We start from the raw sequence: 23,745 nt of genomic DNA, 5'->3' as shown, positions 1-23,745 counted from the left end.
ATCATTAATTCAATACGCCAAATTTACCACTGTTGAAATCATCAATAGCCTGATGAATTTCCTGTTCAGTATTCATTACAAACGGACCATAACTTACAATGGGTTCATTGATCGGTTCTCCGCTCAGTAACAAGATAACACTTTTCTGATTAGCTTTGATTTGGATTTCTTCTCCTTTGTTCTCAAATAATACAAAACTGTGCTCTCCGGCTATTTCGCCGTTTACTTCTATACTACCGTTTACAACTAATAAAGCAGTATTGTGTCCGGCAGTTATACTCGTATTCAATTCACCACCCTCATTCAGTTTGATATCAAACAAATTCAGGGGAGTATAAGTCTCAGCAGGTCCTGCCACGCCATTCAAATTACCGGCAATGACATTAACTATACCAGCCTGATCCGGCAATTCTACTTTTCCCATTCCATCGGCTGTTAAGGCCTGGTAATGTGCAGGAGTGGATTTGTCTTTTTTAGGCAGGTTAACCCAAAGCTGAACCATTTCGAAAGGACCTCCTGTTTTAGAAAATGTTTCTTCGTGGTACTCTTTGTGCAGGATTCCGTCACCGGCAGTCATCCATTGTACATCCCCCGAGTTGATGATTCCGCTGTTACCGCTGCTGTCATGGTGTGCAATGCTGCCTTTATAAGCAATGGTTACGGTTTCAAAACCTTTGTGCGGGTGTACATCTACGCCTCTGATATGATCTGAAGGGCCGAAATCGTACTCCGCATTAAAATCAAGTAATAAAAACGGACTAATTCTTTGCTGAGGGATGTTTGCTCCAGGGATATAGTTAAATACTCTGAATCCATCACCCACCATTCCCGGACGACCAGGTTTTGTCACGATTTTCTCAATTAATTTTTTCATTTTATTTCTCCTTGTTTTTAGATAAGAATGAACAAAAGCTGAATCACTTATGTTATCATTTCTTACCTACAAAGGTACCTGGCCCGGTGCTGAAATTAATTGATATAGGATAAGAAGTATTGAGCTCCAGCAGAATTGTTTTTATCTTTGTTACTATGAATCTTGAACCTAATAGTTTAATCCATGCCTCTTCGCCTTACCTTTTACAGCATGCCTATAATCCTGTAAACTGGTATGAATGGGGTGAAGAAGCATTAGCAAAAGCAAAAAGGGAAAATAAACTGATCCTGGTGAGCATAGGCTATTCAGCCTGTCACTGGTGTCATGTGATGGAACGTGAGAGCTTTGAACTGCACGAGGTGGCAGAAGTAATGAACAAACATTTTATATGTATTAAAGTAGACCGCGAAGAGCGTCCTGATATTGACCAGATCTATATGCTGGCGATACAGCTGATGACCGGGAGTGGCGGATGGCCATTGAACTGTATCTGTTTACCGGATCAGCGGCCAATCTACGGAGGTACTTATTTTAAAAAAGAAGACTGGATTAATATTTTAGTGAATGTTGCAGATTTATGGGAAACTGAACCCGGTAAAGCTGAACAATATGCAGAACAGCTGACAGCCGGAATCCGCAATTCGGAGAAAGTGGTTCATCAGCTGAAAACTGATCCTTATACCACCAAAGACCTGCATGATATTACCATGCCCTGGAAGCGTAATTTTGATATGACCGAAGGGGGATATAACCGTGCGCCTAAATTCCCTTTGCCTAATAACTGGCTCTTTTTATTACGTTACAGCCATTTAATGAAGGATAATGCCACCCATGTAGCTACGTTGTTAACACTCGAGAAGATGGCGCTGGGAGGGATTTACGATCAGCTTGGAGGCGGTTTCGCCAGGTATTCTGTAGATGGCAACTGGCATGTTCCTCATTTTGAGAAAATGCTTTATGACAATGCACAGCTGGTTAGTTTATATGCTGAAGCTTATCAGCTCTCGGGGCATCCTTTATTTAAAGATGTGGTTATTGAAACCCTAACCTGGGTAGAAAGAGAAATGACTTCTCCCAAAGGATTGTTTTATGCTGCCCTGGATGCAGACAGTGAAGGGGTAGAAGGTAAATTTTATGTGTGGGACTTGCTGGAAATTGAGAAAGTACTGGATACAGATGCAGCACTGATTGCGGATTACTTTAATGTTACTGCAAGGGGCAACTGGGAAGAAGAGGAAGTGAATATCCTGCTCCGGAAACAGACTGCCCAGGAATTTGCCGAATCAAAAGGCCTTTCCTATGAGAATTTTTCAGTGAAACTGAAACGTGCTAAAGAAAGGTTGATGGCCGTCCGTCAGAAGAGGGTACCTCCCGGACTGGATGATAAATGTCTGACTGCATGGAACGGAATGATGATTAAAGCACTGGCCGAAAGCAGTCAGATCTTTGATAGGGAAGAATTTTATCTGGCCGCTAAAAAAGCTGCGGATTTTATCCTGTCCGATCTGAGTACCGAGGACGGGGGCTTATACCGGAATTATAAACATAATAAGGCTTCTATTACGGCTTTCCTGGATGACTATGCCTTTTTTATCTCTGCTCTGCTGGCCTTATATGAGGCTGATTTTGACGAGCGCTGGTTAACGGAAGCTAAAAGGTTGACTGATTTGGTTTTAAGTAATTTCCGTGATCTGGATAGTCCGATGTTATTCTATACGGCGGCTAACAGTGAAACGCTGATTGCACGTAAACATGAGATCATGGACAATGTGATTCCGGCTGCCAATTCTGTGATGGCGCAAAATCTGAAGCAACTGGGCTTGTTATTTGATGAAGCCCGATATACTGATAAAGCTGATAAGATGCTGGCTGCGGTACATGCCCAGATCAAAACCTACGGCTCTGCTTATTCCAACTGGGCTATTCAGTTGATGAATGAAGTGTTTGGAATCAATGAAATTGCAATAACAGGTGATTCGGCTGTTGAGATAAAGAAAGAGCTGGACCAGAGGTATATCCCAAATAAAATTGTACTGTCGGGAACAAATTCTGCACTTCCTTTGTTAAAAGATAAGCAAAGCATTGAAACAAAAATCTATATTTGCCGAAATAAATCATGTCAGCTGCCTGTTACAACAGTTGAAGAAGCATTAAAATTAATTAACTAAATAAGATTCCAATGAGTATTAAACCCAATACAGTAGTTTCATTAACGTACGAATTGCATACGACTAATGAAGAGGGACAACAAGTTTTCGTAGAAAAAGCTGATGAGCAAAACGCGTTGGTTTTCTTATACGGTACAGGTATGATGTTACCTAAATTTGAAGAGCATTTAAATGGATTAAATGTTGGTGATGAGTATAAATTTGAGCTGAGCGCAGCTGATGGTTACGGAGATTTAGATCCGGGAGCTTTCGCTGACCTGCCTAAAGATATGTTCAAAGATGTTGACCTTCCTAACGTAGGTGATGTTATTCCTTTACAGGATAACGAAGGAAATCACTTCAGAGCTGGAGTAACTGCTATTCATGATACAACTATTTCGGTAGATTTGAATCACCCGATGGCTGGTAAAAACCTGATTTTTGGTGGTAAAATTCTTTCAGTACGTGAAGCAACTGAAGAAGAATTAAGTCATGGTCATGCACACGGTGCTGATGGACATTCAGGACACTAGTCCAGATAATATATAAGTATACTGTTTAGTTCCCGATTATTAGTCGGGGGAAACAGGATTTAAAAAAGGGATTTAAGGTAAAACTTAAATCCCTTTTTTTTGGCTCTAACCGAAATAGATTTTCAGGTTAAACCTTATTCATCAGTCTTAGTCAGAATGATTATAAGTGTTTATTTAATTTGAATTTTATGAAACTCATTAAGTTTTTCATCGCAGCATTAATCATGACATCTTTTGTGCAGTTAGCCAAAGCTCAACCTGTAACCGAAACTATTTATTCCTACCACTATCATCCCAGAATCGTGATTGTTCATAGGCCAGTTATTGTTGAAAGGCCATTTTTTTACGCACGCCCGGCCTATTATCATTATTATGGACCTGAGGTTTATTACAGACACCATTACCACTACTATAGACACTGCTGGTAAAAACAGAAGCTAGTTAAATTTAATCAATCAGATATGAAAAGGATAGGATATATTATTGTGTTAATGTCGTTAACAGTCATGTTTTTTGCTTCATGCGCTCCTGCTTACTATGTCGACAGCCGTCCTGTTGAACCGGTGTACGTACGTCCGGCTGTTCCTTATCCAAATGCCTACTGGGTACCTGGCGAATGGGAATGGAGGGGTGGAGGATATGTACATGTCAATGGTTATTATGTAAGACCAAGACCTAATCATGTTTATGTTCAGGGATATTGGGGTCGGGCAAGACATGGCTACGCGTGGCACAGAGGGCACTGGCGATAGCTAAAAAAGAATCCCAATGAATATTCATTGGGATTCTTTTTTTTATAGAATTTAATCTTTTTTTATCATCTGATTACACTTGTCGCAAATCCCGTAAGCGGTAGTATTCACTGTTTTTGCGGTGAACCCTTTAGGCATCGTGCTGTGCGGGACTGCTACATCCAGACAATATATTTTGTGACAGCTGGTGCAGTTAAAATGGATATGCTCATCATGGTGATGATCCTCAGAACAGGCAGAAGAGCAGATTGCATAATTTGCTGTTCCGTTCATATCCATAATCCGGTGCAGGATTCCTTTGTCTTCGTAAATATTTAATATACGGTAAAGTGTTACCCTGTCAATTTCCTTACCCAGCTTTTTTTCCAGTTCAGGTTGTGAAATGGCAACAGTATCTAAAGCTATCTCTTCCAAAACACGTACCCTTTGTTTGGTATGTTTCAGTGAGTGTTCTTTCAGGATGTTAGTAGGATCGATTTTCATTGGATTTATACTGATTAGATTGACTTTGCATTTACTAAAGCTATCGGAGGGTTGTCCATGGCGTTTCCGGCACTTAATTTCAGTGTTCCCTTAATAGTAATAGTCTGGTAGGTGAATTTAATGGGTTCAGCAAGCTCAACCATCACCATAATTGGTACTCCATTTTTTCCGCAGAAATAACACTGATTTATCGGAAGGGTAGAAAGCATAAATTTAGTTTGTTTCATCCCGTCTTTAATCGGAACTAAATAGCCCTCCAGCTCAAATGGTTTATTGGCGTGTTTTTTAATTTCCGGATTATATACAACATACATTTCTGAATCCTTTACAATCTTAAAATCGACACTTCCTATCACATCCCAGTTACTGGATGTAATCTGATCATTTGGGTTATGTTGTGCTTTTACGGCATAACCGGTAAAAAGCAAAAATATCAGGATCAATTGTTTCATTAGAATTTCATTTTAGTTTTTAGACAATATCTTAGAAATATTTGACCGGTAAGCCTGCAACGCAGGAATAATGGATGCAAATATACCAATCGCCAGGCCTGCCGCAAATAAATAAATTTCATCTTTCAGGAAAATGAAACCGCTTAACCTGGCCTGACTGCTTTCCTGGTAATTTCCAATAAATTGAAGTACTAAATGACCCAGGACTACACCAATAACCGTGCCTGCCAGTGTCAGTAGTATACCTTCAAAAATAACGATGCAAAACAGCTGTCCCCGCGAAGCACCCAGTGTCCGCATGATGGCCAGATCGTAACTTCTCTCTTTTAAAGAATTGTACAGGTTGACAAAAACACTGATGGCAGCAATCAGCATAATCAGTGCTGCAAACCATTGTAAGGTATCCACGCCAACACCAATGAGTGAGAACAAACGTGTACTTTCCATCGCAGGAGAGGCAGCCTGTAGATTAGTTGAAGAGTTGACCATTCTGGGAAACATCACCACAGACATCGGAGAGCGGTACTGGATCAGCAGGGCAGTGATTTCTTTCTCATCCTGGTGTTCTGCCTGGTCAGGGCGTTGTTTTTCGGCAGTATGATGATGTTCTGCGGCTTCTTCTTTCTCATGGTCCTCGTGCATTTTCCAGACACTCGAGATATTAGTCAGGATCAGATTATCAGTCACATTACCCTGCGGGGTTAAGATTCCGACTACTTTATAGGCATGTGTTTTATGGATATCACTGCTGCCGGTCAGACCATGGGCCCCAAAAAAAGTATCTCCTAGTTTTAGTTTCTGATTCTGGGCTACAGTTGAACCTATAGTGACTTCAAAATCTTCTTTCCAGAATTTACCCGTGGCAGTTTTCAGTTTGTATATGCTGACAAAATTACTGTCTGTGCCTACTATTCTGATACCCTGGTAATTATCGCCCTGCGCAAGCGGAACTGCTTTTTTAACAAAAGGGCTGTGCGCCAGTTCCTGCGCGGCTTTTAATGGGATATTACCGGTGGGGAAATCTATATAATAGATACTGCTGAGGATTAACTGAAGCGGGCTTCCCTTCGCACCGACAACCAGGTCAATATCTTTGGCATTGTTATCTAGTTTTTCTCCGATCTGTCTCGAAGCTAAAAGCAGAATGGTCAGAATGCCGGTACCAAAAGCAATAAGCATAATATTTAATGCGGAAGACAATGGTTTAGACCATAAACTTTTCCAGCTGATTTTTAAGGGGCTCATATTAATTGATAAGTATTGGTAAAGGCATCTTTAACTCTTTTGTCATGGGTGGCTACGATCAGGGTAGCCTGGTTTAAACCGGATTGCTGCATCAGCAGGTCTAGTACGGCCTTTGCATTTTTGTCGTCCAGACTAGAAGTCGGTTCATCAGCAATCAGTAAGGCTGGTTTATTGATCACAGCTCTTGCTATAGATACTCGCTGCAATTGTCCCTGGCTTAATTCATCTGGATAGGCATTCTTTTTTGCTGCTATGCCTAAAGACTCAAGGACTTCATTTACCCTGTTCAGATTTTCCGGGAGAGAGGCGAAACTTTGTGCCAAAACGAGGTTTTCTGTAATAGTAAGGCTTTTGATCAGGTGCGGCCGCTGAAAGATAATCCCTATATTTCTGCCCCTGAACTGATCCAGTGCCCTGGAAGAAAGTGCATAGACAGAGGTGCCGTCCATATTGACTTCACCCTGGGCTGGTTTCAGGATTCCGGTCAGAATGTGCAGGAGGGTAGTTTTACCGCTGCCTGATTCTCCCAGGAGCAGCCATTGTTCGCCGTTGTTGATTTCCCAGTCTTTAAAGCTGATGCGCTGGGCACCGGCATAACTATGTGAAACTGATTGAATGGATATCATTTGTGTTTATCTTTTAATAGGGCCTTTATATTATACACTTATTATTTGGTAAAAGTACTATATGCAAGTTGATTGCATATAGATTATGTGTAAAGAGTTTGCTACCGCTTTTAATAGCAGAACGGTGTGTTTTTTGAATTGTTATCTGATCGTCAATATAAATGCAATTAAATTGCATTTAATGTAGTCTTTAATATATTTGCAACTTAATTGCATAAAAGATTCCGATAGATGAAAACGAAATTATTACCTGTAACAGTACTCAGCGGCTTCCTGGGAAGCGGAAAAACAACTTTACTGAATCACATCCTGCATAACAAACAAAATCTGAGGGTTGCCTTGATTGTGAATGATATGGGTGAGATTAACATTGATGCGAACACGATTGAACGCGGAAATATGTTGTCCAAAACGGAAGAAAAGCTTGTGGAAATGAGTAATGGCTGTATTTGCTGTACGTTACGCGAAGATTTGATTGCAGAAGTGGAGAAACTGGCTAAAGAAAACCGCTTTGATTATCTGATCATTGAAAGTACGGGTATTTCAGAACCTGTGCCTGTGGCGCAGACCTTTAATTATATAGATGAGGAGCTGAATATTGACCTGAGTAAGTTTAGCAGACTCGATACGATGGTTACTGTAGTGGACTGCTTTAATTTTAAAAGAGATTTTGGGACGAATGAAAAACTGGTTGACAGGGCATGGGTAGATGATCTGGCCGATCAGCGGACGATTGTCAATCTGCTGACAGATCAGATTGAATTTGCCAATGTGATTATCCTGAACAAAACCGATCTGATTTCTGCTGAGGATTTGTTGTTATTAAAAGCGGTGATCAAAAAATTAAATCCTTCAGCCAGACAGATACCTGCTTCATTTGGTAAAGTAGATCTGAAGGAAATATTAAATACGGGTTTGTTTGATTTTGACGAAGCTTCGCAGGGAGCGGGGTGGATTAAAGAACTGAACTCGGAGCATTTGCCCGAAACGGAGGAGTATGGGATTAGCAGTACTGTATTTCGTTCTTCCAGACCTTTTCATCCGGTGCGTTTGTGGAATTACCTCAATCTGCAGTTCCCGCCGAATATTATCCGGACTAAAGGATTATTCTGGCTGGGACCAATGCCAGACCGGGCATTGAATTTTTCACAGGCAGGAGGTTCATTGCGAATTGAAAGTGCGGGCACCTGGTGGGCGAGTATGCTACCATCCGAAAGACTCAATTATCTGGATTTTACTGAGAACAGAAAGGAAATTGAAATCCGCTGGGATAAAGATTTTGGAGACCGGATGAATGAACTGGTATTTATTGCGCAGGATCTTCAAAAGGAAGAATTACACGGGCAGCTCCATGCATGTCTGATGACGGATAAAGAGGTTAAGCTAGGTGTATTTGATAATCCTTTTGCGAATGTAATCCAGTAAGCCGGATTTAATGCTTTACTGTTAGGGTACTGTTCGGGTTGTAGTGCAGTTGTGGTCGGGACTGAACCAGTATCGGCACAGTTTCTATCCGTGGCAAGTCCATGTATTTTAACTAGTTAGAATGCATGGACTTGCCACGGTATAAAACCATTTCAAAGCTGGTTGGTTCCAAAGCCTGACCATAAACTGAGCTAACTGGTACCCGAAAGGTTGATTTCAATAATAAATAAATTATTAATGCAATGTAGTTGCAATTGTGTTGCGTTTGTATTATATTTGGTCTTCATTATTTAGTTAATAGGAAAGCACTGGTAACGGATTCATCACCCGTTACGGTGCTTTTGGTTTTTTTGGGTTATTTTTTTAGAATTAATTAATATCGTCATTGTGTTGTATATTTAGGATTGAATTAATATGCTGCATAATATGATAAAAAGAACTTGTTTACTGCTGTTTTTGATCTTTTCTGTATCCCTGGGTAGTTTCGCTCAACAATTTAAAGTCAGTTATTCTCCAGCAGCACTCAACCGGCCTTTTACAGGGAAGGTTTTTCTGTATTTATCAAAAAATAACCCCAGACCAACAGAAGCTTCTATCGGTATTGAACCTTTAACTTGTTTTTCAGTTAGTGTCAGTGGGGTTAAACCTGGTGAAAGTATTTTGATTGATGATCATGCTACAGCTTATCCGGTTTTACCTTCTGATATAGAACGGGGAACGTATTACATTCAGGCTGTATGGGACCTGGACCTGGGCGGAAGAGCGATTGCAACAAGTCCGGGTAATTTAGTCAGTACACCACAAAAGATTCTGATTACCAAAGATCTCAGTAAGTCTTTTGACATCAGGGCAGATCAGGTCGTTCCAGGGCTGGTGTTCCAGGAGTCTGAATTGATGAAAGAACTGAAGGCGCCCTCAAAACTATTGAGTGATTTTTATCATAAAGATTATACACTGAACGCAGCGGTACAATTACCGATTGAATATTACAAAGACCCAAAACGGAAATTTCCTGTTGTTTTTCTGATTTTTGGTTATGGAGCTGATTATCATTATATGGCTGCAAATAGTAGCAGACATCTTTTATTAGAGGGGTCGCCAGCCGAACCGGTGATCCGGGTATTTCTGGACGGGAATTGTAACCTGGGACATTCGGCCTATGCCAATAGTGAAAATAACGGGCCATGGGGAGATGCACTGACACAGGAACTGATTCCTTTACTAGAGCAAAAATATCGTTGTAACGGGGCAAGAATGTTGATGGGACATAGCAGTGGCGGATGGTCTGTATTATGGTTGCAGATCCATTATCCGAAAGTGTTTTTAGCTACCGCAGCCAGTAGCCCGGATTATGTTGACTTCAGAAGTTTTGCCAAGGTAGACCTGTATAGGGATACTAATTTATTTTACGATAGTAAGGGGCAGGTAAATCCTGGTGGTACAGTTGCCGGCAGGTTTCCATTTTCTTATCTCAAAGAGATGTATCAGGTTGAAAATGTAATTTCAAGAGGGGAACAACAGCATTCCTTTGAAGCCGTATTTAGCCGGAAAGGAAAAGACGGTTTACCTGAGCCAATCTGTGATCCCAAAACCGGGAATATCAATCGTATGACAGCAGAGAGCTGGAAAAAATATGATCTCTCTTTATATCTTAGAACTAACTGGAAAGCTATAGGGCAGGACCTGGATGGAAAAATAAGGATTTCTGTAGGGAATGATGATAATTTTCTGCTTAACTATCCGGTTAAGTTACTGGAGCAGGAGATGAAGACAATTAATGCCGGAGTGCTTTTTAAATACTATCCTGGGGATCATTTCACAGTAAGTACAAAAGAGTATATGGATGATACCGTGAATTTTCTGGGAGAGAGGTATAAACAATGGCTGATTAAAAATAAATCAGCCAGATAGGACGATTGGTAATGTACTAACTGGAAACGGGTATTTGTAAAATGCCTGAATAATGATTTATCTATTCAGGCATTCTTTTTTAATAGTTCTCCAGGAAGTCTTCTCCCTTTTGAGTAATTGTTGCAGAGGTGTGAGCACTATCCGGGTGGATAAGAATGTAGCCCATTCGCTCCAGTTCTTCGTAGGCTTCTTCCATTCCTCCTAGAATAGAAGAACTAACCTGCATTTCAATTGTTTCCAGAATTGTTTTTATTTCTTCTTTTTCCATACTTAAATCTAACAAATTTTTATTGGAGCCTGTTTAAAATTATCTGATAAATTTAAACAGGCTATAAATCGTTATTATTATTTTTGTAGCCATGAAACCATACAATAAAAGCTTGTCGCTCTTTTTGATACCACTTCTGTTTTCCTGTCATCAGACTGCCAAAAAGGAAGAGGTAAAGGCAGCCCGGGATACAGTCAGTGTAGCTGAGTCTTCAAAAGAAATATCCAATTCTTCGCCTGCAGACGCTAAAACGATTATGGAACGTCCGGAAATACCCGTCTTGTGTTATCATCAGATCAGGGACTGGAAAGCATCAGATTCGAAAAGGGCACATGATGATATCATCCCCCCGGCAAATTTCAGGGCCCATATGAAAATGCTGGCTGATAGTGGTTATCATACAATTTTACCGGATCAGTTGCATGCTTATCTAACCTATGGGGCAAAGTTACCGGCAAAACCTATCATGATTACTTTTGATGATACTGATCTGGATCAATATACGGTAGGTGCTGCAGAACTGAAAAAATATGGTTTTAAAGGTGTCTTTTTTATTATGACTGTATCGATTGGAAGACCAAGGTACATGAGCAAAGCACAGATTAAAGAGTTGTCAGATGAAGGAAATGTGATTGCCAGTCATACCTGGAACCATAAAAACTTTGCCCAGTTTACGGAGGAAGACTGGAAAATACAGATAGATGAGCCCACCAGGACATTGGAGAAATTAACAGGAAAAAAAGTCGAATATTTCGCTTATCCCTATGGGGTTTTTAAAGCATCCAGTTTAAGCCGGTTAAAAGAACATGGTTTTAAAGCTGCATTTATCCTGTCTACGCCAAGAGATGAGGTTAACCCGATTTATACGATCAGAAGGATTATTGATCCCGGACATTATACGGCTAAGAATTTGTATAACAGCTTACAAAAAAGCTTCAATAAGAAGAAAGTTAAAGCTTTTTCTGCTAAAGAGGTTAGCTCTTCAAGACTGTAGAACCGATAATAATCAGATATAAAAAAGGGGTTGAACAAAAATATGTTCAACCCCTTTTCTGTTATTGTTCTGACTTATTTATATAAGTCAGCTTTTAGCTGAGCTACATCTTCACTATTGATATAATCATCATAACTCATCATCTTATCGATTGATCCGTTCGGCGTTAATTCAATAACTCTGGTTGCAACTGATTCAGTTAAGGCATGATCTCGTGAGGTAAACAGGATAGTACCTTTAAAATCTTTCATACCGTTGTTTAAAGCGGTAATTGATTCCAGATCCAGGTGATTGGTTGGCTCATCAAATAATAATAAGTTAGCCTGTTTTAACATCATTTGAGAGAACATACAACGCATTTTCTCGCCTCCTGACAGTACTTTACAGTTTTTAAGTACTTCTTCTCCCGAGAACAGCATTCTGCCCAGGAAACTTCTTACAAACTGCTCGTCTTTATCAGTGTCAGAGTATTCTCTTAACCAGTCAACCAGGTTCATGTCTTTTCCTTCAAAATAGGCTGAGTTATCATTTGGAATATCCGCCGGAACGATGGTTACACCAAATTTAAAGTCTCCTTTATAGTTTTGATCACGGCCGGTCAGTACATTATAAAAGGCTGTAGTAGCCAAACTGTTCTGAGAAACAATAGCAATTTTATCGCCCTTGTTAACCATAAAGTTGACGTTTTTGAATAAGTACTCTCCGTTTACGCTGTAGGAAAGGTTTTCTACCTGAAGGATCTGATCACCGGCTTCACGGCCCCCCGTATTATTAAACATAATAGCCGGATATTTACGGCTGGATGGTTTAATCTCCGAAAGGTCAATTTTATCTAATGCTTTCTTACGCGAAGTAGCCTGTTTTGACTTGGATGCATTCGCACTGAAACGCTGAATAAATTCTTGTAGTTCTTTTACTTTTTCTTCCAGTTTCTTGTTCTGGTCACTGCGTTGTTTTAAGGCCAGCTGACTTGACTCATACCAGAAAGTATAGTTACCTGAGTAAGTACTCATTTTGCTGAAGTCAATATCTACGATATGCGTACAAACCGCATCTAAAAAGTGCCTGTCGTGGGATACAACCAATACAATGCTCTGGTAATCTGCCAGGAAGTTCTCTAACCAGGCAATAGTTTCTATATCCAGGTCATTCGTAGGCTCATCCAGTAACAGGATATCCGGATTTCCAAAAAGTGCCTGAGCCAATAAGACACGTACTTTTTGTTTACCATCCAGTTCTTTGATGAGTTTATAATGAAATTCTTCTTTAATACCTAAGTTGCTGAGCATGGTCGCTGCATTGCTTTCCATGTTCCAGCCATCCATTTCTGCAAATCTGTTTTCCAGTTCACCTGCACGCTCACCATCTTTATCAGAGAAATCCTCTTTTAAATAGATCGCATCTTTTTCTTTCATGATGTCATACAATTCCTTGTGACCGATCATTACGGTTTCAAGAACTGAGAACTCATCATATTCATAGTGATTCTGTTTTAAAACAGCCATACGCTCACCAGGAGTAAAAGCTACACTACCACTAGTCTGACTAACTTCTCCGGACAGGATCTTCAAGAAGGTTGATTTACCTGCACCATTTGCTCCGATTACACCATAGCAATTGCCATGAGTGAACTTTAGGTTAACATCTTCAAATAGGGTGCGTTTTCCGTAACGCAGGGATAAATTAGAAACTGAAATCATATTGCACAAAAATAAGCCGCAAAGGTAACGATTATTTAATAAAATGCTTAGACCGAATCGGATTCATTAGTTCGGTTGTTAAATGTTATTTTTGTCTGATTATGGAGAATGAAATAAAAATACTGAGTTCTATTATACAGCGCAGGCGGAGCATTTTCCCGCCAAGTTATACACAGGAAGAAATCCCTGAAGCATTGATCCGCCAGGTACTGGAAAGTGCTAATTATGCACCTACACATAAATTAACACAACCCTGGAGGTTCATTGTTTTCCGTAACGAAGGAAAACGCAAGCTAGGTGCAGAACTGGCCCGTTTATATGAGGAAGAGACTCCTGAGTCACAATTCCTTCAGAAAAAATATGAGGCCATCATTGAGAAGGCTACACAGTCAAGCTGTGTCATTGTCCTGAATGCCCAGCTGCATCCTGATATTATCCCCGAATGGGAGGAAATCGCAGCTTTTGCCTGTGCAGTGCAGAATATGGCATTGACAGCCGAAGCCTTGAAGATAGGTGCTTACTGGAGTTCTCCCGGGACGATCAGCCAGTTGGGTGATTATCTGAAACTGGAGAAAAATGAAAAATGTTTTGGATTGTTTTACATGGGCTTTCACCAGGAGGAACCGCGCTTACCAAAGCGGACACCTATGGAAGAGAAAGTAAGATGGGTTAATGATTAAGATGGAAGGACTAAAAGCAAAATTATATCAGTCTTGCATGGATTTTATCCTGCAAAGAATAAATACTGCTGAAACTGCTTTACAGCAGGCACAGGAAGCCAGTAATGACGATACAAAAAGTAGTGCGGGTGATAAGTTTGAAACCACGCGCGAAATGATGCAGCAGGATATCGCCAGAAATAAGGGGTTATTGCTGGATGCCAGACAAAATCTGGCTCTGTTATCTTCTTTGGAAGAGGCAGTTCAGGGTGATACGGCTAAAAACGGAAGCCTTGTTTATACTTCGAACGGGATATTTTATATCAGTATCAGTGTGGGGCAGCTGAAGATCGATGAACAGCAGATTTTTGCTATTTCGGCAGTTTCTCCGATCGGACAATTACTGACGGGTAAAAAAGCAGGGGAATCTTTCAGCTTTAACAAGAATGAATATACCATTCAAAGAATAGATTAATTTCAGTTCTTTCCATTAAAAAAGCCGTTTCACAACAAAATGAAACGGCTTTTTTAATGTGTTTAAAGTATTAAAAACTGTTTTTAATACTATTGCTTAGTGTTTTTGGACTCCAGTATCCACTTGCTATAATTCTTCTGATAGTAAACAATGGATCTTTCTCATCACGTTTAGTCGATAAGATAAAAGCGCTTTTGAAACCTCTTTTCTTCAATTCAGGAATAGCTTCAGGATTCCATAAGCCAAATGGATAAGCAAAATGGTGAATATTTTTACCTGTAATAGCTTCGAGGGTTTTGGTAGGTTTATCAATCTGGATTTCCCAGTCTTTACCCTGGTATTTTTTGACGTTATGGTGATCCCAGGTATGTGAACCGATATCATTTCCTTTATCTGACAGGTCTTTAACCTGTGCTTTACTCATGTAATTTGGTCTGCCCAGAGAAACAGTCATCACAAAGAAAGCTCCTTTGAACCCATATTTTTTCATTGTCGGCTCAGCAATAGTATACTGATCCAGATCTGTATCGTCAAAAGTCAGTACAATCGGTTTAGAAGGTAATGGAGTACCATTATTCAGGTAATCGTATAACTGATCCAGCAGGATGGTGTGATAACCACTGTCTGCCAGCATTTTCATATGTGACTTAAACACATCGATTGGTATAATGTAGTCTTTAGCTGCTTTTGAATCTTTTGGTCTCCAGTCGCGGATCTGGTGATAACATAATACAGGTACTTGTTTACGGGCCAGAATTGTTTTGGCATCGGCAACTTTAACTTTCGAAATATCTACCTGTTTAGCTGTGGAGGGTTTATTTTGTGCAGGGGTAACAGCTGTGCTGTCTTTAACATTGTCTTTAGCTTTGTCCTGTGATTTGGACTGACAGCCGGCACTTAAAAATAGCGCAGCGGCGGTCATGGTTAAAATATAGTTCTTCATTAAGGCATTTTTATGTGTCAGCTGCTAAATTAGGAAATAGGCGGGTAAAAGTGCAAGCTATTTGACCTAAATAAAAATATCCCCTGAAGAACATGCCGACAGGGGATATTTGGAGTAATAACAGCAAAGAACTACTTAATGACTTCTTCCAGTTTTTTGAGCAATGCGTCTCCTCTGAGGTTGACTGCAACGATATTCCCGTTTGGATCAAGCAGGAAATTGGAAGGAATAGCATGTATCCCGAATTGTTCGGCTGCCGCATTTTTCCTTTTCAAATCCGAAACCTGTGTCCATGGCAATTGATCTTCTTTAACCGCTTTAAGCCATTTTTCTCTGTTTTCATCAATAGAAACAGAGAAAACAGTAAATCCTTTGTCTTTAAACTGATTATAGGCTTTTAGTACGTTAGGGTTTTCTCCACGGCAAGGACCGCACCAGCTTGCCCAGAAATCAAGCAATACATATTTTCCTTTAAAAGAAGATACGCTTACTGGTTTCCCCAGTGTATCAGGCTGTGAAAATTCCATCACTAGTTTACCAACACTGGTTTTTTTCTTGATGGCAATTGTTTCATCCAGTTTGATACCTAAAGCTGATTTCTGAATAGATGGATCGAGCCCTTTAAATAAGGCTTCGAGGGTTTCACCGCTGTTGCTGTATTCCAGTTCTTTAATCTGGTAAGCACTTACAAAACTTTTAGGGTTCTGTTTGATAAACTCTTTGGATTTAGCTTCAGACTGCTGATCTATAAGGTCAATTTTCTTTTCTACTGCCGCCAGTCTGTCCTTGTCTTTTGCTTTAGAGGCAGCCTCATATTCGGCATATAATTTTTCCTTTTCTGCATCAATTGTTTTCGATAAGGCATTTAAGCGATTTAAATCTGCCTGTGCTGTTGGGCCTGTGATTTTAGCCTGACCAGAGGAGGCAGCTTTTCCTTCAATAGTTGTAGTGGTATTTTTATCTACAAAAAACACAAGGTAAACACGGGAGTCAGATTTGGTATATAGCTGGGTCATTTCGGGTTCAGCTGTTTTTCCGGTAAAGCTGAACCGGTCATTTTTGACTTCGGCAGAATCTCTCCCTTTATAGATCCAGTGATCTTTCAGGCCTTCCAGATGTCCGGATATGGTGTAAGTGCTTTCCTGTGCACTGGCCTGAATGGCCAGTGCTGAAAGAGCTAAGAGCAAGGTGTTTTTTAGTTTCATAACTTAATGATTTAAAATGAATTAATAACCTGGGTTCTGTTCTTTGGCGAGGAGCGGATTAGTAATAGTTTCGGTTTGTGGTATAGGCCAGATAAACCGGTGATCGGTATAAGGTATAGCAGCTATCCGGGTAGGGGCAACCGGACGGTTCACTATATCATAGTCTGAACCATCTGGATTGACATCGGTATAAGAGACTTTTGCCGGGATACCACCAGCTGAAAAGTTCTGATCTTTTGACAGACGCTGAAGATCCGGCCAGCGTAAACCTTCACCTGTAAATTCAATGCGTCTTTCATTTAAAATAGCCTGTGTTAACGCATTTGGTGTAGTAAATGAACTACTAGTATACTGATCTGCTGCGGCTACTGAACGGTTACGTACGGCATTCAGCAGGCTCAATGCTTGTGGGTCGGATGGAGAATTACGTGAGTAGGCCTCAGCTGCATTTAACAGTACCTCGGCATAACGGATAATCGGAGTCCAGTCTGTCAGATTGGCCTGGTCGCGATATTTATTATTGAAAGAGAATTTTGGCGATCCGTCACTGGTATTCTGGATTTGTAATAATTTCCTTCTCAGGTCGCTCGAAACCCAGAATGAAGCATTATATAAATTCGGACTGGTAATATACCAGCCACGGCCATTTCCATCGGTGTAACCAAAGAGGGCCGGCAGGGCAGTATTAACTCCTGAATTGGAACTGCTGCTGTTTTCTATAGAGAAGATGGACTCTGTATTTCCGCTATTATTTAAGAAAGGACCATCCGGACTAGGTGTAAGCTTGTAGCTTCCGATTGGACTGGTATAAGAACCTGAGGTACCTGTAGCACCTAATTTGGTTGCTTCGGTAATTACGCCCTGCCAGTCTCCCATATGGAGTTTGATCCTTGTTTTTAGTGCAATTGCAGCTCCTTTGTTGGCCCGGCTGATCGGGTGGGCAGGATTACCCGCTGACAGATTGGCTTCAGCATAATCAAGATCTGCTAAAATCTGGGTATAGTCATCTTTAACTGTTCCGCGGTCAACCAGTAGTGCAGCGTTTAATCCGGCAGGTGTATTTACGGCAATGGTACGGTAAGGTACACCAGGATTAGCACCTGAATTATCCAGGTACGGACGGGCAAAATTGATGACCAGTTCATGATGTGCCAGGGCTCTCATAAACCTGGCCTCTCCTTCGTAGGATGCAGCTGTTGCTGTAGTCAGTATCCCTTTTGCCAGGGCAGCGTGCACCCCATCAATAAAAGTGTTGGTTTGGTTGATTACAGCATAAAGTCTGGTCCATGCACTGCTGACAGTACCGTCAGTGGTAATGAAACTGCTTACGTAAATAGTGGGTGTAAACCCACTGGCTATCATATCCTCCCCGCGCATTTCATTATTAATGATTTCATTGCCATTAAAAATATCAGCCTGAGCAGTTCCGTATATTCCTATTGCAGCCAGTTCGACATTAGCGGCTGTATTGAAGGTAACGGTAGAGGGCAACGCATCCTTAGGTTGCAGATCGGTGAATTTCTTACAGGAGCTTATTAGCAGAGTGCAAACAAGTGCAATGGCTATCCCTGTGTTTTTGATGATCGGTTGAAAATATCTCATTTTGTGCTTATTAGAATCCAACATTTAATCCAAAAATTATTGTTCTTGGTCTGGGGTTACTACCCGCACTAACCTCAGGGTCAAGACCTTTGTATCCTGTAATCAGGAAGGCATTGTCAACAGAGGCATAAACATGTACTTTACTCAGTTTGATATGGTTAATCAAATTGGTTGGTAAAGAATAACCAAGTTTAAACTGCTGTGCCCGGATAAAATCTCCGTTTTCTAAATAGGCTGTTGATGCTGTATGAAAAGCACTGCCTCCTGAATATAACCTCGGAACATTGGTAATCTGTCCTGGTGTAGTCCAGCGGTTTAAGATCGCAACCGAACTGTTTTCAAAACTGTTATCTGTGACGAAACCTGCCAGGTCACTGTTCAAAATCTTATTACCTCCTGAGAAGACAAAGTATAATGTCAGATCAAAGTTTTTATAGGTAAAAGTATTATTCAAACTACCAAAGTAGGTTGGGGTAAAGGTACCGGAAGGCTTTCTGTCTGAAGCAGAAAGGGTAGCGGGAGTAGAAATATCTGCCGGGTTTTTAGGGTCATAGAGGTAATAAGTGGTGTTTGGAATATTACCCTGTACAATCTGTCCATTGGCTTTAATAAACAATGGATTTCCATTGGCGGGGTTTACACCTGCCGATTGATATAAAAAGTTCTCATTTCTGGGTAGGCCAACACGGAATAAAGTAGCTGAGTAAAGAATATCCTGTCCCTGGTAAAGATCAGTGATTTTACTGTGGTTAAACGACAGGTTAAAATCAGTGGTCCAGGTAAAGGATCTGCTTTTGATATTTTTAGAACTGATCGCAAACTCATATCCCTGGTTAGTTAATGCACCGATATTTTCTGCGATAGAGTTACCCGGTACACCCAGTGAAGGAGCAGTAGGAACTTTTAAGATCAGGTTATTATTGTTGTTGCGGTAATAATCGGCTGTTAAGTTAATCCGGCCCTTTAAGAAAGAAGCATCCAGCCCGACATCGAATTTGTTTGAGGTTTCAAAAGTTAAACCCTGATTTCCAAATGTACTGTAGGCTACTCCATTTTGAGAACCATAAGTATTTGGAGCGTATATGTTAGCAAATGGATAGTTACCTATATTGGCATTACCTGTTTTCGCATAACTTGCCCGTATTTTAAGTTCATCTATGAATTTGAGTGAATTTGACTTCTTGAAAAAGTCTTCGTCTGATAATCTCCAGCCAACAGATACACCTGGTAAATTAGCTGCCTTACTGTTAGGTCCCAGACTGGAAAGTTTATCTGATCTGTAGGTCAGGGTTAACAGATAGCGATCATCAAAACTGTAGTTGACCCTTCCAAAATATGAACTGATTGCATTTTCAGTAATATCACCTCCGACAAATTGATTAGCCACTGTCCCTGAGATTAAATTTTCAGGGCCAAAATAGATATTAGACAAACCTGTTCCCGAGGCATTGAAGTTCCTTACTCTTGTCTTCTGATATTCGGTACCTGCAACAACACCGAAACTATGGCGATGGAAGGTTTTATTGTAGCTCAGGTTGTTTGTCCAGACGTAATTAAAGGATGGATTGTATTGCTGGTAGAGATAACCATTGGTACTGTTCCCATCCCCATGGAAAGGACTCCAGTAAAGATAATCCTCACCGTATAATGCATTTACACCAATCTGTGATCTAACAGATAGTCCATCAATGATCTTTGCACTGACGAAGGCATTTCCGTTGATTGTGGTATTTTGATTACGATAGACATTATTATCCAGTACTGCTTTGATATTTGGCAGATCATTGGCAATGCCTATTTTGTTGGCTCCTTTACCTAATGCATTTCCGGAGATATTATAAGATCCATCGGGATTATAAACAGGAACATTTGGCAAGAGGACTAAACCTGCTCCGACGTTACCGCTGAGCGCACCCGGATCAGTATTCAGACCCTGGTTCTGCACATAACTTATCGCTGTGTTAAAACCAAAAGTAAATATGTCAAGGGCTTTCTGTTCGACACTGGCTCTTACCATATATTTTCTTTGGGAATTATCTACTGTAACACCTTTGATGTCCGTATAACCGCCTGAAAAAAAGTAATTGGATTTATCTGTACCTCCACTTAGTGATAAGCTATGATTCTGTGTAAAACCTGTCCTGAACAGTACTTTCTGCCAGTCTGTGTCGTAAGGTTTTCCATCCGGACCAATAGTCGGAAAAGCTTGTGGTGAAAGGCCGGCATTGGTGAATTTCTCGTTATTGATCTCTATAAATTGTGCTGCGTTCAGCATTTTATAGCGTTTGGCAGTCTGGGCAAAACCCATCCAGGTATCATAATTGACAGACGTTTTCCCTTTTTCTCCTTTTTTTGTGGTAATCAATACTACCCCCGAAGCTGCTCTTGAACCGTAAATTGCCGATGCAGACCCATCTTTTAAGACTTCGATACTAGCAATGTCAGAAGGATTGATATCACCTAATGGATTGGTCGTGATAACACCACTCTGGTTACCTGTAATAATTGGAATTCCATCCAGGACATATAATGGATCACTACCAGATGTTAATGAATTGGTTCCCCTGATACGGATAGTAGGAGCCTCACCTAAAAGGCCACTGCTCTGGCTCACATAAACCCCTGTTATTCTGCCAGCAAGTGCTTTGTCAAAACTCTCTACAGGCTGAGTGGCTAATGTAGCTCCTGTTACTTTTCCTACTGAACCAGTCAGGTCTCTTCTTTCCTGGGTACCGTAACCAACTACGACTACTTCGTCCAGCTTAGCAGGATTCAAAGTCAGTTGTATATTGCCCAATTGCTGTTGTGCCTTAACTTCTCTGTTCACATACCCTACGAATGAAATAATCAGAACTGAGTTTTCAGGTACATTTTTCAGGTTAAATACTCCAGAAGCATCTGTCAGTGCAACCTGTTTGGTTCCTTTGACTTTAACGGATGCACCCGGTAAAGGAAGATTAGACTCGTCAACAACTCTTCCGCTCACATCTATCTTTGCGAAATAGGCTTTAAATTTATTGAGTATGCTATCGTTTTCTTCTTTTTCGCTGATCAGTATTGTTTTTTCCTCGATGCTGTAAATCAGCGGCTGACCGGCGAAAATCTGATCCAATGCTGTCTTCAGCGTGGTGTGGTTCAAGTCTATCGTAACAGGCACTGATTGATTCATAGTTTCTTCACTATAAAGCAGGGTATAGTCAGTTTGTTTTAGGACTTCCCTGAGCAGGCTCTTTAAAGAAACTTTGGTCCTTTTCAGGGTAACCTGCTGGGAATATGCTGCAGCATTTACCTGCATGCAGAATGCAAAAAGTAAAAATCCTATTATTTTCATCGTTAATAATGCTTTTTTCCACTGCCTTTTGTGATCGGGCAATATAGACTGGCGGGTGGTAACCTGGTTAGGGTTAATGCATACCGCTCCATCTACAATCTTTTGAGATTGTATAAATTGTTTCATACCTTTAGTTTAGGTTAAAGTTTTTTTGATTCGAAAGATTAATTGAAATTTTCCGGTATGTTCTTTTAATGGAACATAGGCCGCAGGATGTTAGCGCATTCTGCGGTTCTTGTATACCGGAATTTGGTTCAGGTTGTTGTGGTCTAGGTTTTTCCTCGCTGTGATCTCCTTTCTTTTAGATTTATAATCTGTTATTTACATATCGTTACATTCTTTTTATCAATTTTGAAATTGATTTTTCCTGTTTTCTTAAGCATATTTAATATCACGGAGATATTGTTATTTCTGGGCAGTGATCCGGAATAATGCAGATCAGGAAGTTCTCCATCATAGCTGACTTCGATGTCGTACCATCTGGACAATTGGCGCATGACTGTTTTGATATCAGCATTGTCAAATTCAAAATTGCCTTTCTTCCAGGCTACGGCTTCCTGGGTATCTATGGAAGTAATCTTGAAATGTTTATTGCTGAGGGTAGCCTGCTGACCCGGACGGATCAGCTCGGTATTCTGTTCACAGGAAACTTGTATACTTCCTTCCAGTAATGTTGTTTTTACGCAGGCCTCGTCTTTGTATGCGTTGATATTGAAATGTGTTCCTAATACTTTGACATCCTGATTCCCGCTGGTCACAATAAAAGGTTTTGTTTTGTCTTTAGCGACTTCAAAATAGCCTTCTCCTTTGAGTTCGACCTTTCTTTCTTTTGCACCATTAAAGCTTACCGGATATTTAAGGGAAGAAGAGGCATTCAGCCAGATCGCAGATCCATCTGGCAGACGTATCTGAAACTGGCCACCCTTTGGAGTTTCAATAATATTGGAATCTAATTTTTCTGATGAGTTCTGCTCATCTTTGATAGTATAAATAAGCTGTCCATCGGCCGATTTTTTAACTTCAACGCCACATTGATCGGCTATTTCTCCATTTTTTGCATCTGTCAGTGAAATTTTGGTGCCATCACCTAAAACCAGTACAGCTCTGTTTCCACCAGGAGGAACATCTTGTTTGACCAGCTGGGTATCTGAAACCGATGAGATTTCTTTGCGGAGAAAATAAATACTGCCAAAAGCTACAATTAATATGGCAGCAGCGATTTTTGGCCAGTACATAAATTGTTTAGACTGATGAATTTGTTTTTGCAGACTTCCCCAGACTTCTTCGGCATCTTCCAGTCGTTCCTGTAAATCATAGTAATGATCATCCTGTTCCTGATATTGTAAATACCAGCATTCCAGAAAAGCTTTTTCCTCTTCGGTAGCTGTTCCAGCTTTATACTTGCGAATGATCTCGTTTAACCTGTCTTCCTGCATATCTTTAAGGATTATGATTCCCTAATTAATTGTAAGACAAGAATGGGAGGTCGAACAGGTAAAAGAAAATGAAATTATTTTTTATCTGTGGTGGAAGAGCAAAATCAGGTAGATATAAACACCCAGTTTCGTCCTTAGAATTCTCAGGGCGTTGGTTATATGTTTACTGACAGTCTGTTCAGAAATATCGAGTACGCTGGATATTTCTCTATGACTCAGATGTTTCTTTCTGTTCAGTTCAAAAACTCTGCGCATTTTAGGTGGAAGGGCAGCAATTTCTTTTTCTATTAATTCAGAAAGCTGATGCTCCCTGACCAGGTGATCGGTAATCAGCGTTCCTTGTTTTGCAAACTGAGTGATGGAAACCAGATATTTATCCTGAACTGTTTTATGTACAAACTGATTCAGGATGATATTCCGTACCGAAGTGTAGAGATAAGCAGAGAGATTGTTTATTTGCAAGTCTTTGCGTTTAGACCATAACATAGCGAAAACCTCATGGACAACATCTTTGGCTTCTTCACGGTCACGTAATTTATGATGGGCATGGTTTAACAGGACAAATATATATCGGTTATAGATTTCGGCATACGCGTCATGTTTCCCAGCTTTGAGTAAGTCTGTCAATTCAATATCCGAATACGCATTGTAGTCAGGCATGCCAAAGCTTGGTTTAAATTAGTT

21 protein-coding genes are annotated in these 23,745 nt (G+C 40.4%); 8 read left to right on the top strand and 13 right to left on the bottom strand.

Annotated features, from left to right (window positions below):
• Positions 1 to 4 precede the first annotated feature (4 nt).
• Entirely contained in the window at positions 5 to 874 is an 870-nt protein-coding gene (locus HDF25_RS10465; RefSeq protein WP_184624704.1) for a pirin family protein, read from the bottom strand.
• Between the two features lie 155 nt (positions 875 to 1,029).
• Here HDF25_RS10465 and HDF25_RS10460 point away from each other — a divergent pair, with 155 nt between their 5' ends.
• The 3 genes from HDF25_RS10460 (at position 1,030) to HDF25_RS10450 (ending at position 4,306) form a co-directional block, all read left to right on the top strand.
• On the top strand, positions 1,030 to 3,042 hold the full coding sequence (locus HDF25_RS10460) for a thioredoxin domain-containing protein (protein ID WP_184624703.1): 2,013 nt from the start codon (positions 1,030 to 1,032) through the stop codon (positions 3,040 to 3,042).
• Between the two features lie 11 nt (positions 3,043 to 3,053).
• Positions 3,054 to 3,554 carry a peptidylprolyl isomerase gene (locus HDF25_RS10455; protein WP_184624702.1) on the top strand — a complete coding sequence of 167 codons (501 nt, stop codon included), beginning with the start codon at positions 3,054 to 3,056 and terminating at the stop codon, positions 3,552 to 3,554.
• Positions 3,555 to 4,015: 461 nt separating this feature from the next.
• The gene (locus HDF25_RS10450) at positions 4,016 to 4,306 is read left to right on the top strand and encodes a YXWGXW repeat-containing protein (RefSeq protein ID WP_184624701.1); all 291 of its coding nucleotides are present in this window, start codon (positions 4,016 to 4,018) and stop codon (positions 4,304 to 4,306) included.
• Positions 4,307 to 4,357: 51 nt separating this feature from the next.
• Here HDF25_RS10450 and HDF25_RS10445 read toward each other — a convergent pair whose 3' ends face one another.
• Genes HDF25_RS10445 through HDF25_RS10430 form a run of 4 tightly spaced genes read right to left on the bottom strand, consistent with a single transcriptional unit; the run spans position 4,358 to position 7,112 of the window.
• Complete coding sequence (locus HDF25_RS10445) at positions 4,358 to 4,789, bottom strand: Fur family transcriptional regulator (RefSeq protein ID WP_184624700.1); 432 nt, start codon at positions 4,787 to 4,789, stop codon at positions 4,358 to 4,360.
• 14 nt (positions 4,790 to 4,803) lie between these two features.
• Positions 4,804 to 5,241, bottom strand: a complete 438-nt coding sequence (locus HDF25_RS10440; protein WP_184624699.1) for a hypothetical protein — start codon at positions 5,239 to 5,241, stop codon at positions 4,804 to 4,806.
• Between the two features lie 12 nt (positions 5,242 to 5,253).
• Positions 5,254 to 6,486: an ABC transporter permease gene (locus tag HDF25_RS10435; RefSeq protein WP_184624698.1), complete on the bottom strand. Its 1,233-nt coding sequence runs from the start codon at positions 6,484 to 6,486 to the stop codon at positions 5,254 to 5,256.
• Positions 6,483 to 7,112, bottom strand: coding sequence for an ABC transporter ATP-binding protein (locus HDF25_RS10430; RefSeq protein ID WP_184624697.1), 630 nt, complete (start codon positions 7,110 to 7,112; stop codon positions 6,483 to 6,485). Before HDF25_RS10430 ends, HDF25_RS10435 begins: the two co-directional genes overlap by 4 nt.
• 231 nt (positions 7,113 to 7,343) lie before the next feature.
• Between HDF25_RS10430 and HDF25_RS10425 the strand changes: the two genes are divergently transcribed.
• Entirely contained in the window at positions 7,344 to 8,537 is a 1,194-nt protein-coding gene (locus HDF25_RS10425; RefSeq protein WP_184624696.1) for a GTP-binding protein, read from the top strand.
• Between the two features lie 426 nt (positions 8,538 to 8,963).
• Positions 8,964 to 10,448 (top strand): alpha/beta hydrolase-fold protein, encoded by a 1,485-nt coding sequence (locus tag HDF25_RS10420; protein ID WP_221450889.1) that lies wholly within the window; start codon positions 8,964 to 8,966, stop codon positions 10,446 to 10,448.
• Positions 10,449 to 10,527: 79 nt separating this feature from the next.
• Here HDF25_RS10420 and HDF25_RS10415 read toward each other — a convergent pair whose 3' ends face one another.
• Positions 10,528 to 10,731: a hypothetical protein gene (locus HDF25_RS10415; protein WP_260409355.1), complete on the bottom strand. Its 204-nt coding sequence runs from the start codon at positions 10,729 to 10,731 to the stop codon at positions 10,528 to 10,530.
• A 76-nt stretch (positions 10,732 to 10,807) separates the two neighbouring features.
• Here HDF25_RS10415 and HDF25_RS10410 point away from each other — a divergent pair, with 76 nt between their 5' ends.
• Positions 10,808 to 11,710, top strand: coding sequence for a polysaccharide deacetylase family protein (locus tag HDF25_RS10410; RefSeq protein ID WP_184624694.1), 903 nt, complete (start codon positions 10,808 to 10,810; stop codon positions 11,708 to 11,710).
• Positions 11,711 to 11,784: 74 nt separating this feature from the next.
• On the opposite strand, the gene HDF25_RS10405 is transcribed toward HDF25_RS10410, so the two are convergent.
• Entirely contained in the window at positions 11,785 to 13,410 is a 1,626-nt protein-coding gene (locus tag HDF25_RS10405; protein WP_184624693.1) for an ABC-F family ATP-binding cassette domain-containing protein, read from the bottom strand.
• A gap of 101 nt (positions 13,411 to 13,511) precedes the next feature.
• Here HDF25_RS10405 and HDF25_RS10400 point away from each other — a divergent pair, with 101 nt between their 5' ends.
• Together HDF25_RS10400 and HDF25_RS10395 are read left to right on the top strand one after the other, a co-directional pair.
• A complete protein-coding gene (locus HDF25_RS10400) occupies positions 13,512 to 14,090 on the top strand; it encodes a nitroreductase (protein ID WP_184624692.1) in 579 nt (192 codons plus the stop codon).
• Positions 14,083 to 14,544, top strand: coding sequence for a 3-oxoacyl-ACP synthase (locus HDF25_RS10395; RefSeq protein ID WP_184624691.1), 462 nt, complete (start codon positions 14,083 to 14,085; stop codon positions 14,542 to 14,544). The genes HDF25_RS10400 and HDF25_RS10395 overlap by 8 nt, the downstream gene beginning before the upstream one ends.
• Positions 14,545 to 14,614: 70 nt before the next feature.
• Here HDF25_RS10395 and HDF25_RS10390 read toward each other — a convergent pair whose 3' ends face one another.
• The 6 genes from HDF25_RS10390 to HDF25_RS10365 all read right to left on the bottom strand — a co-directional run bounded on the left by HDF25_RS10390 (position 14,615) and on the right by HDF25_RS10365 (position 23,721).
• Positions 14,615 to 15,487 carry a polysaccharide deacetylase family protein gene (locus HDF25_RS10390; RefSeq protein ID WP_184624690.1) on the bottom strand — a complete coding sequence of 291 codons (873 nt, stop codon included), beginning with the start codon at positions 15,485 to 15,487 and terminating at the stop codon, positions 14,615 to 14,617.
• 131 nt (positions 15,488 to 15,618) lie between these two features.
• The gene (locus HDF25_RS10385; RefSeq protein WP_184624689.1) at positions 15,619 to 16,692 is read right to left on the bottom strand and encodes a TlpA disulfide reductase family protein; all 1,074 of its coding nucleotides are present in this window, start codon (positions 16,690 to 16,692) and stop codon (positions 15,619 to 15,621) included.
• A 21-nt stretch (positions 16,693 to 16,713) separates the two neighbouring features.
• On the bottom strand, positions 16,714 to 18,294 hold the full coding sequence (locus HDF25_RS10380; RefSeq protein WP_184624688.1) for a RagB/SusD family nutrient uptake outer membrane protein: 1,581 nt from the start codon (positions 18,292 to 18,294) through the stop codon (positions 16,714 to 16,716).
• A 10-nt stretch (positions 18,295 to 18,304) separates the two neighbouring features.
• A complete protein-coding gene (locus tag HDF25_RS10375) occupies positions 18,305 to 21,751 on the bottom strand; it encodes a TonB-dependent receptor (protein WP_184624687.1) in 3,447 nt (1,148 codons plus the stop codon).
• Positions 21,752 to 21,942: 191 nt separating this feature from the next.
• A complete protein-coding gene (locus tag HDF25_RS10370) occupies positions 21,943 to 23,061 on the bottom strand; it encodes a FecR family protein (protein ID WP_184624686.1) in 1,119 nt (372 codons plus the stop codon).
• An 81-nt stretch (positions 23,062 to 23,142) separates the two neighbouring features.
• Positions 23,143 to 23,721 (bottom strand): RNA polymerase sigma factor, encoded by a 579-nt coding sequence (locus HDF25_RS10365; protein ID WP_184624685.1) that lies wholly within the window; start codon positions 23,719 to 23,721, stop codon positions 23,143 to 23,145.
• Positions 23,722 to 23,745 lie beyond the last annotated feature (24 nt).

It is taken from the genome of Pedobacter cryoconitis, from assembly GCF_014207135.1.
Classification (GTDB): Bacteria; Bacteroidota; Bacteroidia; order Sphingobacteriales; family Sphingobacteriaceae; genus Pedobacter; species Pedobacter cryoconitis_D.
Note: the sequence above shows the minus strand (reverse complement) of the source record. Positions and strands in the feature narration are given on the sequence as shown.

Bases quoted from the DNA above. Each gene is read 5' to 3' on its own strand.
- HDF25_RS10465 (WP_184624704.1), bottom strand. From the start codon at position 874: ATGAAAAAATTAATTGAGAAAATCGTGACAAAACCTGGTCGTCCGGGA.
- HDF25_RS10460 (WP_184624703.1), top strand. From the start codon at position 1,030: ATGAATCTTGAACCTAATAGTTTAATCCATGCCTCTTCGCCTTACCTT.
- HDF25_RS10455 (WP_184624702.1), top strand. From the start codon at position 3,054: ATGAGTATTAAACCCAATACAGTAGTTTCATTAACGTACGAATTGCAT.
- HDF25_RS10450 (WP_184624701.1), top strand. From the start codon at position 4,016: ATGAAAAGGATAGGATATATTATTGTGTTAATGTCGTTAACAGTCATG.
- HDF25_RS10445 (WP_184624700.1), bottom strand. From the start codon at position 4,789: ATGAAAATCGATCCTACTAACATCCTGAAAGAACACTCACTGAAACAT.
- HDF25_RS10440 (WP_184624699.1), bottom strand. From the start codon at position 5,241: ATGAAACAATTGATCCTGATATTTTTGCTTTTTACCGGTTATGCCGTA.
- HDF25_RS10435 (WP_184624698.1), bottom strand. From the start codon at position 6,486: ATGAGCCCCTTAAAAATCAGCTGGAAAAGTTTATGGTCTAAACCATTG.
- HDF25_RS10430 (WP_184624697.1), bottom strand. From the start codon at position 7,112: ATGATATCCATTCAATCAGTTTCACATAGTTATGCCGGTGCCCAGCGC.
- HDF25_RS10425 (WP_184624696.1), top strand. From the start codon at position 7,344: ATGAAAACGAAATTATTACCTGTAACAGTACTCAGCGGCTTCCTGGGA.
- HDF25_RS10420 (WP_221450889.1), top strand. From the start codon at position 8,964: ATGATAAAAAGAACTTGTTTACTGCTGTTTTTGATCTTTTCTGTATCC.
- HDF25_RS10410 (WP_184624694.1), top strand. From the start codon at position 10,808: ATGAAACCATACAATAAAAGCTTGTCGCTCTTTTTGATACCACTTCTG.
- HDF25_RS10405 (WP_184624693.1), bottom strand. From the start codon at position 13,410: ATGATTTCAGTTTCTAATTTATCCCTGCGTTACGGAAAACGCACCCTA.
- HDF25_RS10400 (WP_184624692.1), top strand. From the start codon at position 13,512: ATGGAGAATGAAATAAAAATACTGAGTTCTATTATACAGCGCAGGCGG.
- HDF25_RS10395 (WP_184624691.1), top strand. From the start codon at position 14,083: ATGATTAAGATGGAAGGACTAAAAGCAAAATTATATCAGTCTTGCATG.
- HDF25_RS10390 (WP_184624690.1), bottom strand. From the start codon at position 15,487: ATGAAGAACTATATTTTAACCATGACCGCCGCTGCGCTATTTTTAAGT.
- HDF25_RS10385 (WP_184624689.1), bottom strand. From the start codon at position 16,692: ATGAAACTAAAAAACACCTTGCTCTTAGCTCTTTCAGCACTGGCCATT.
- HDF25_RS10380 (WP_184624688.1), bottom strand. From the start codon at position 18,294: ATGAGATATTTTCAACCGATCATCAAAAACACAGGGATAGCCATTGCA.
- HDF25_RS10375 (WP_184624687.1), bottom strand. From the start codon at position 21,751: ATGAAACAATTTATACAATCTCAAAAGATTGTAGATGGAGCGGTATGC.
- HDF25_RS10370 (WP_184624686.1), bottom strand. From the start codon at position 23,061: ATGCAGGAAGACAGGTTAAACGAGATCATTCGCAAGTATAAAGCTGGA.
- HDF25_RS10365 (WP_184624685.1), bottom strand. From the start codon at position 23,721: ATGCCTGACTACAATGCGTATTCGGATATTGAATTGACAGACTTACTC.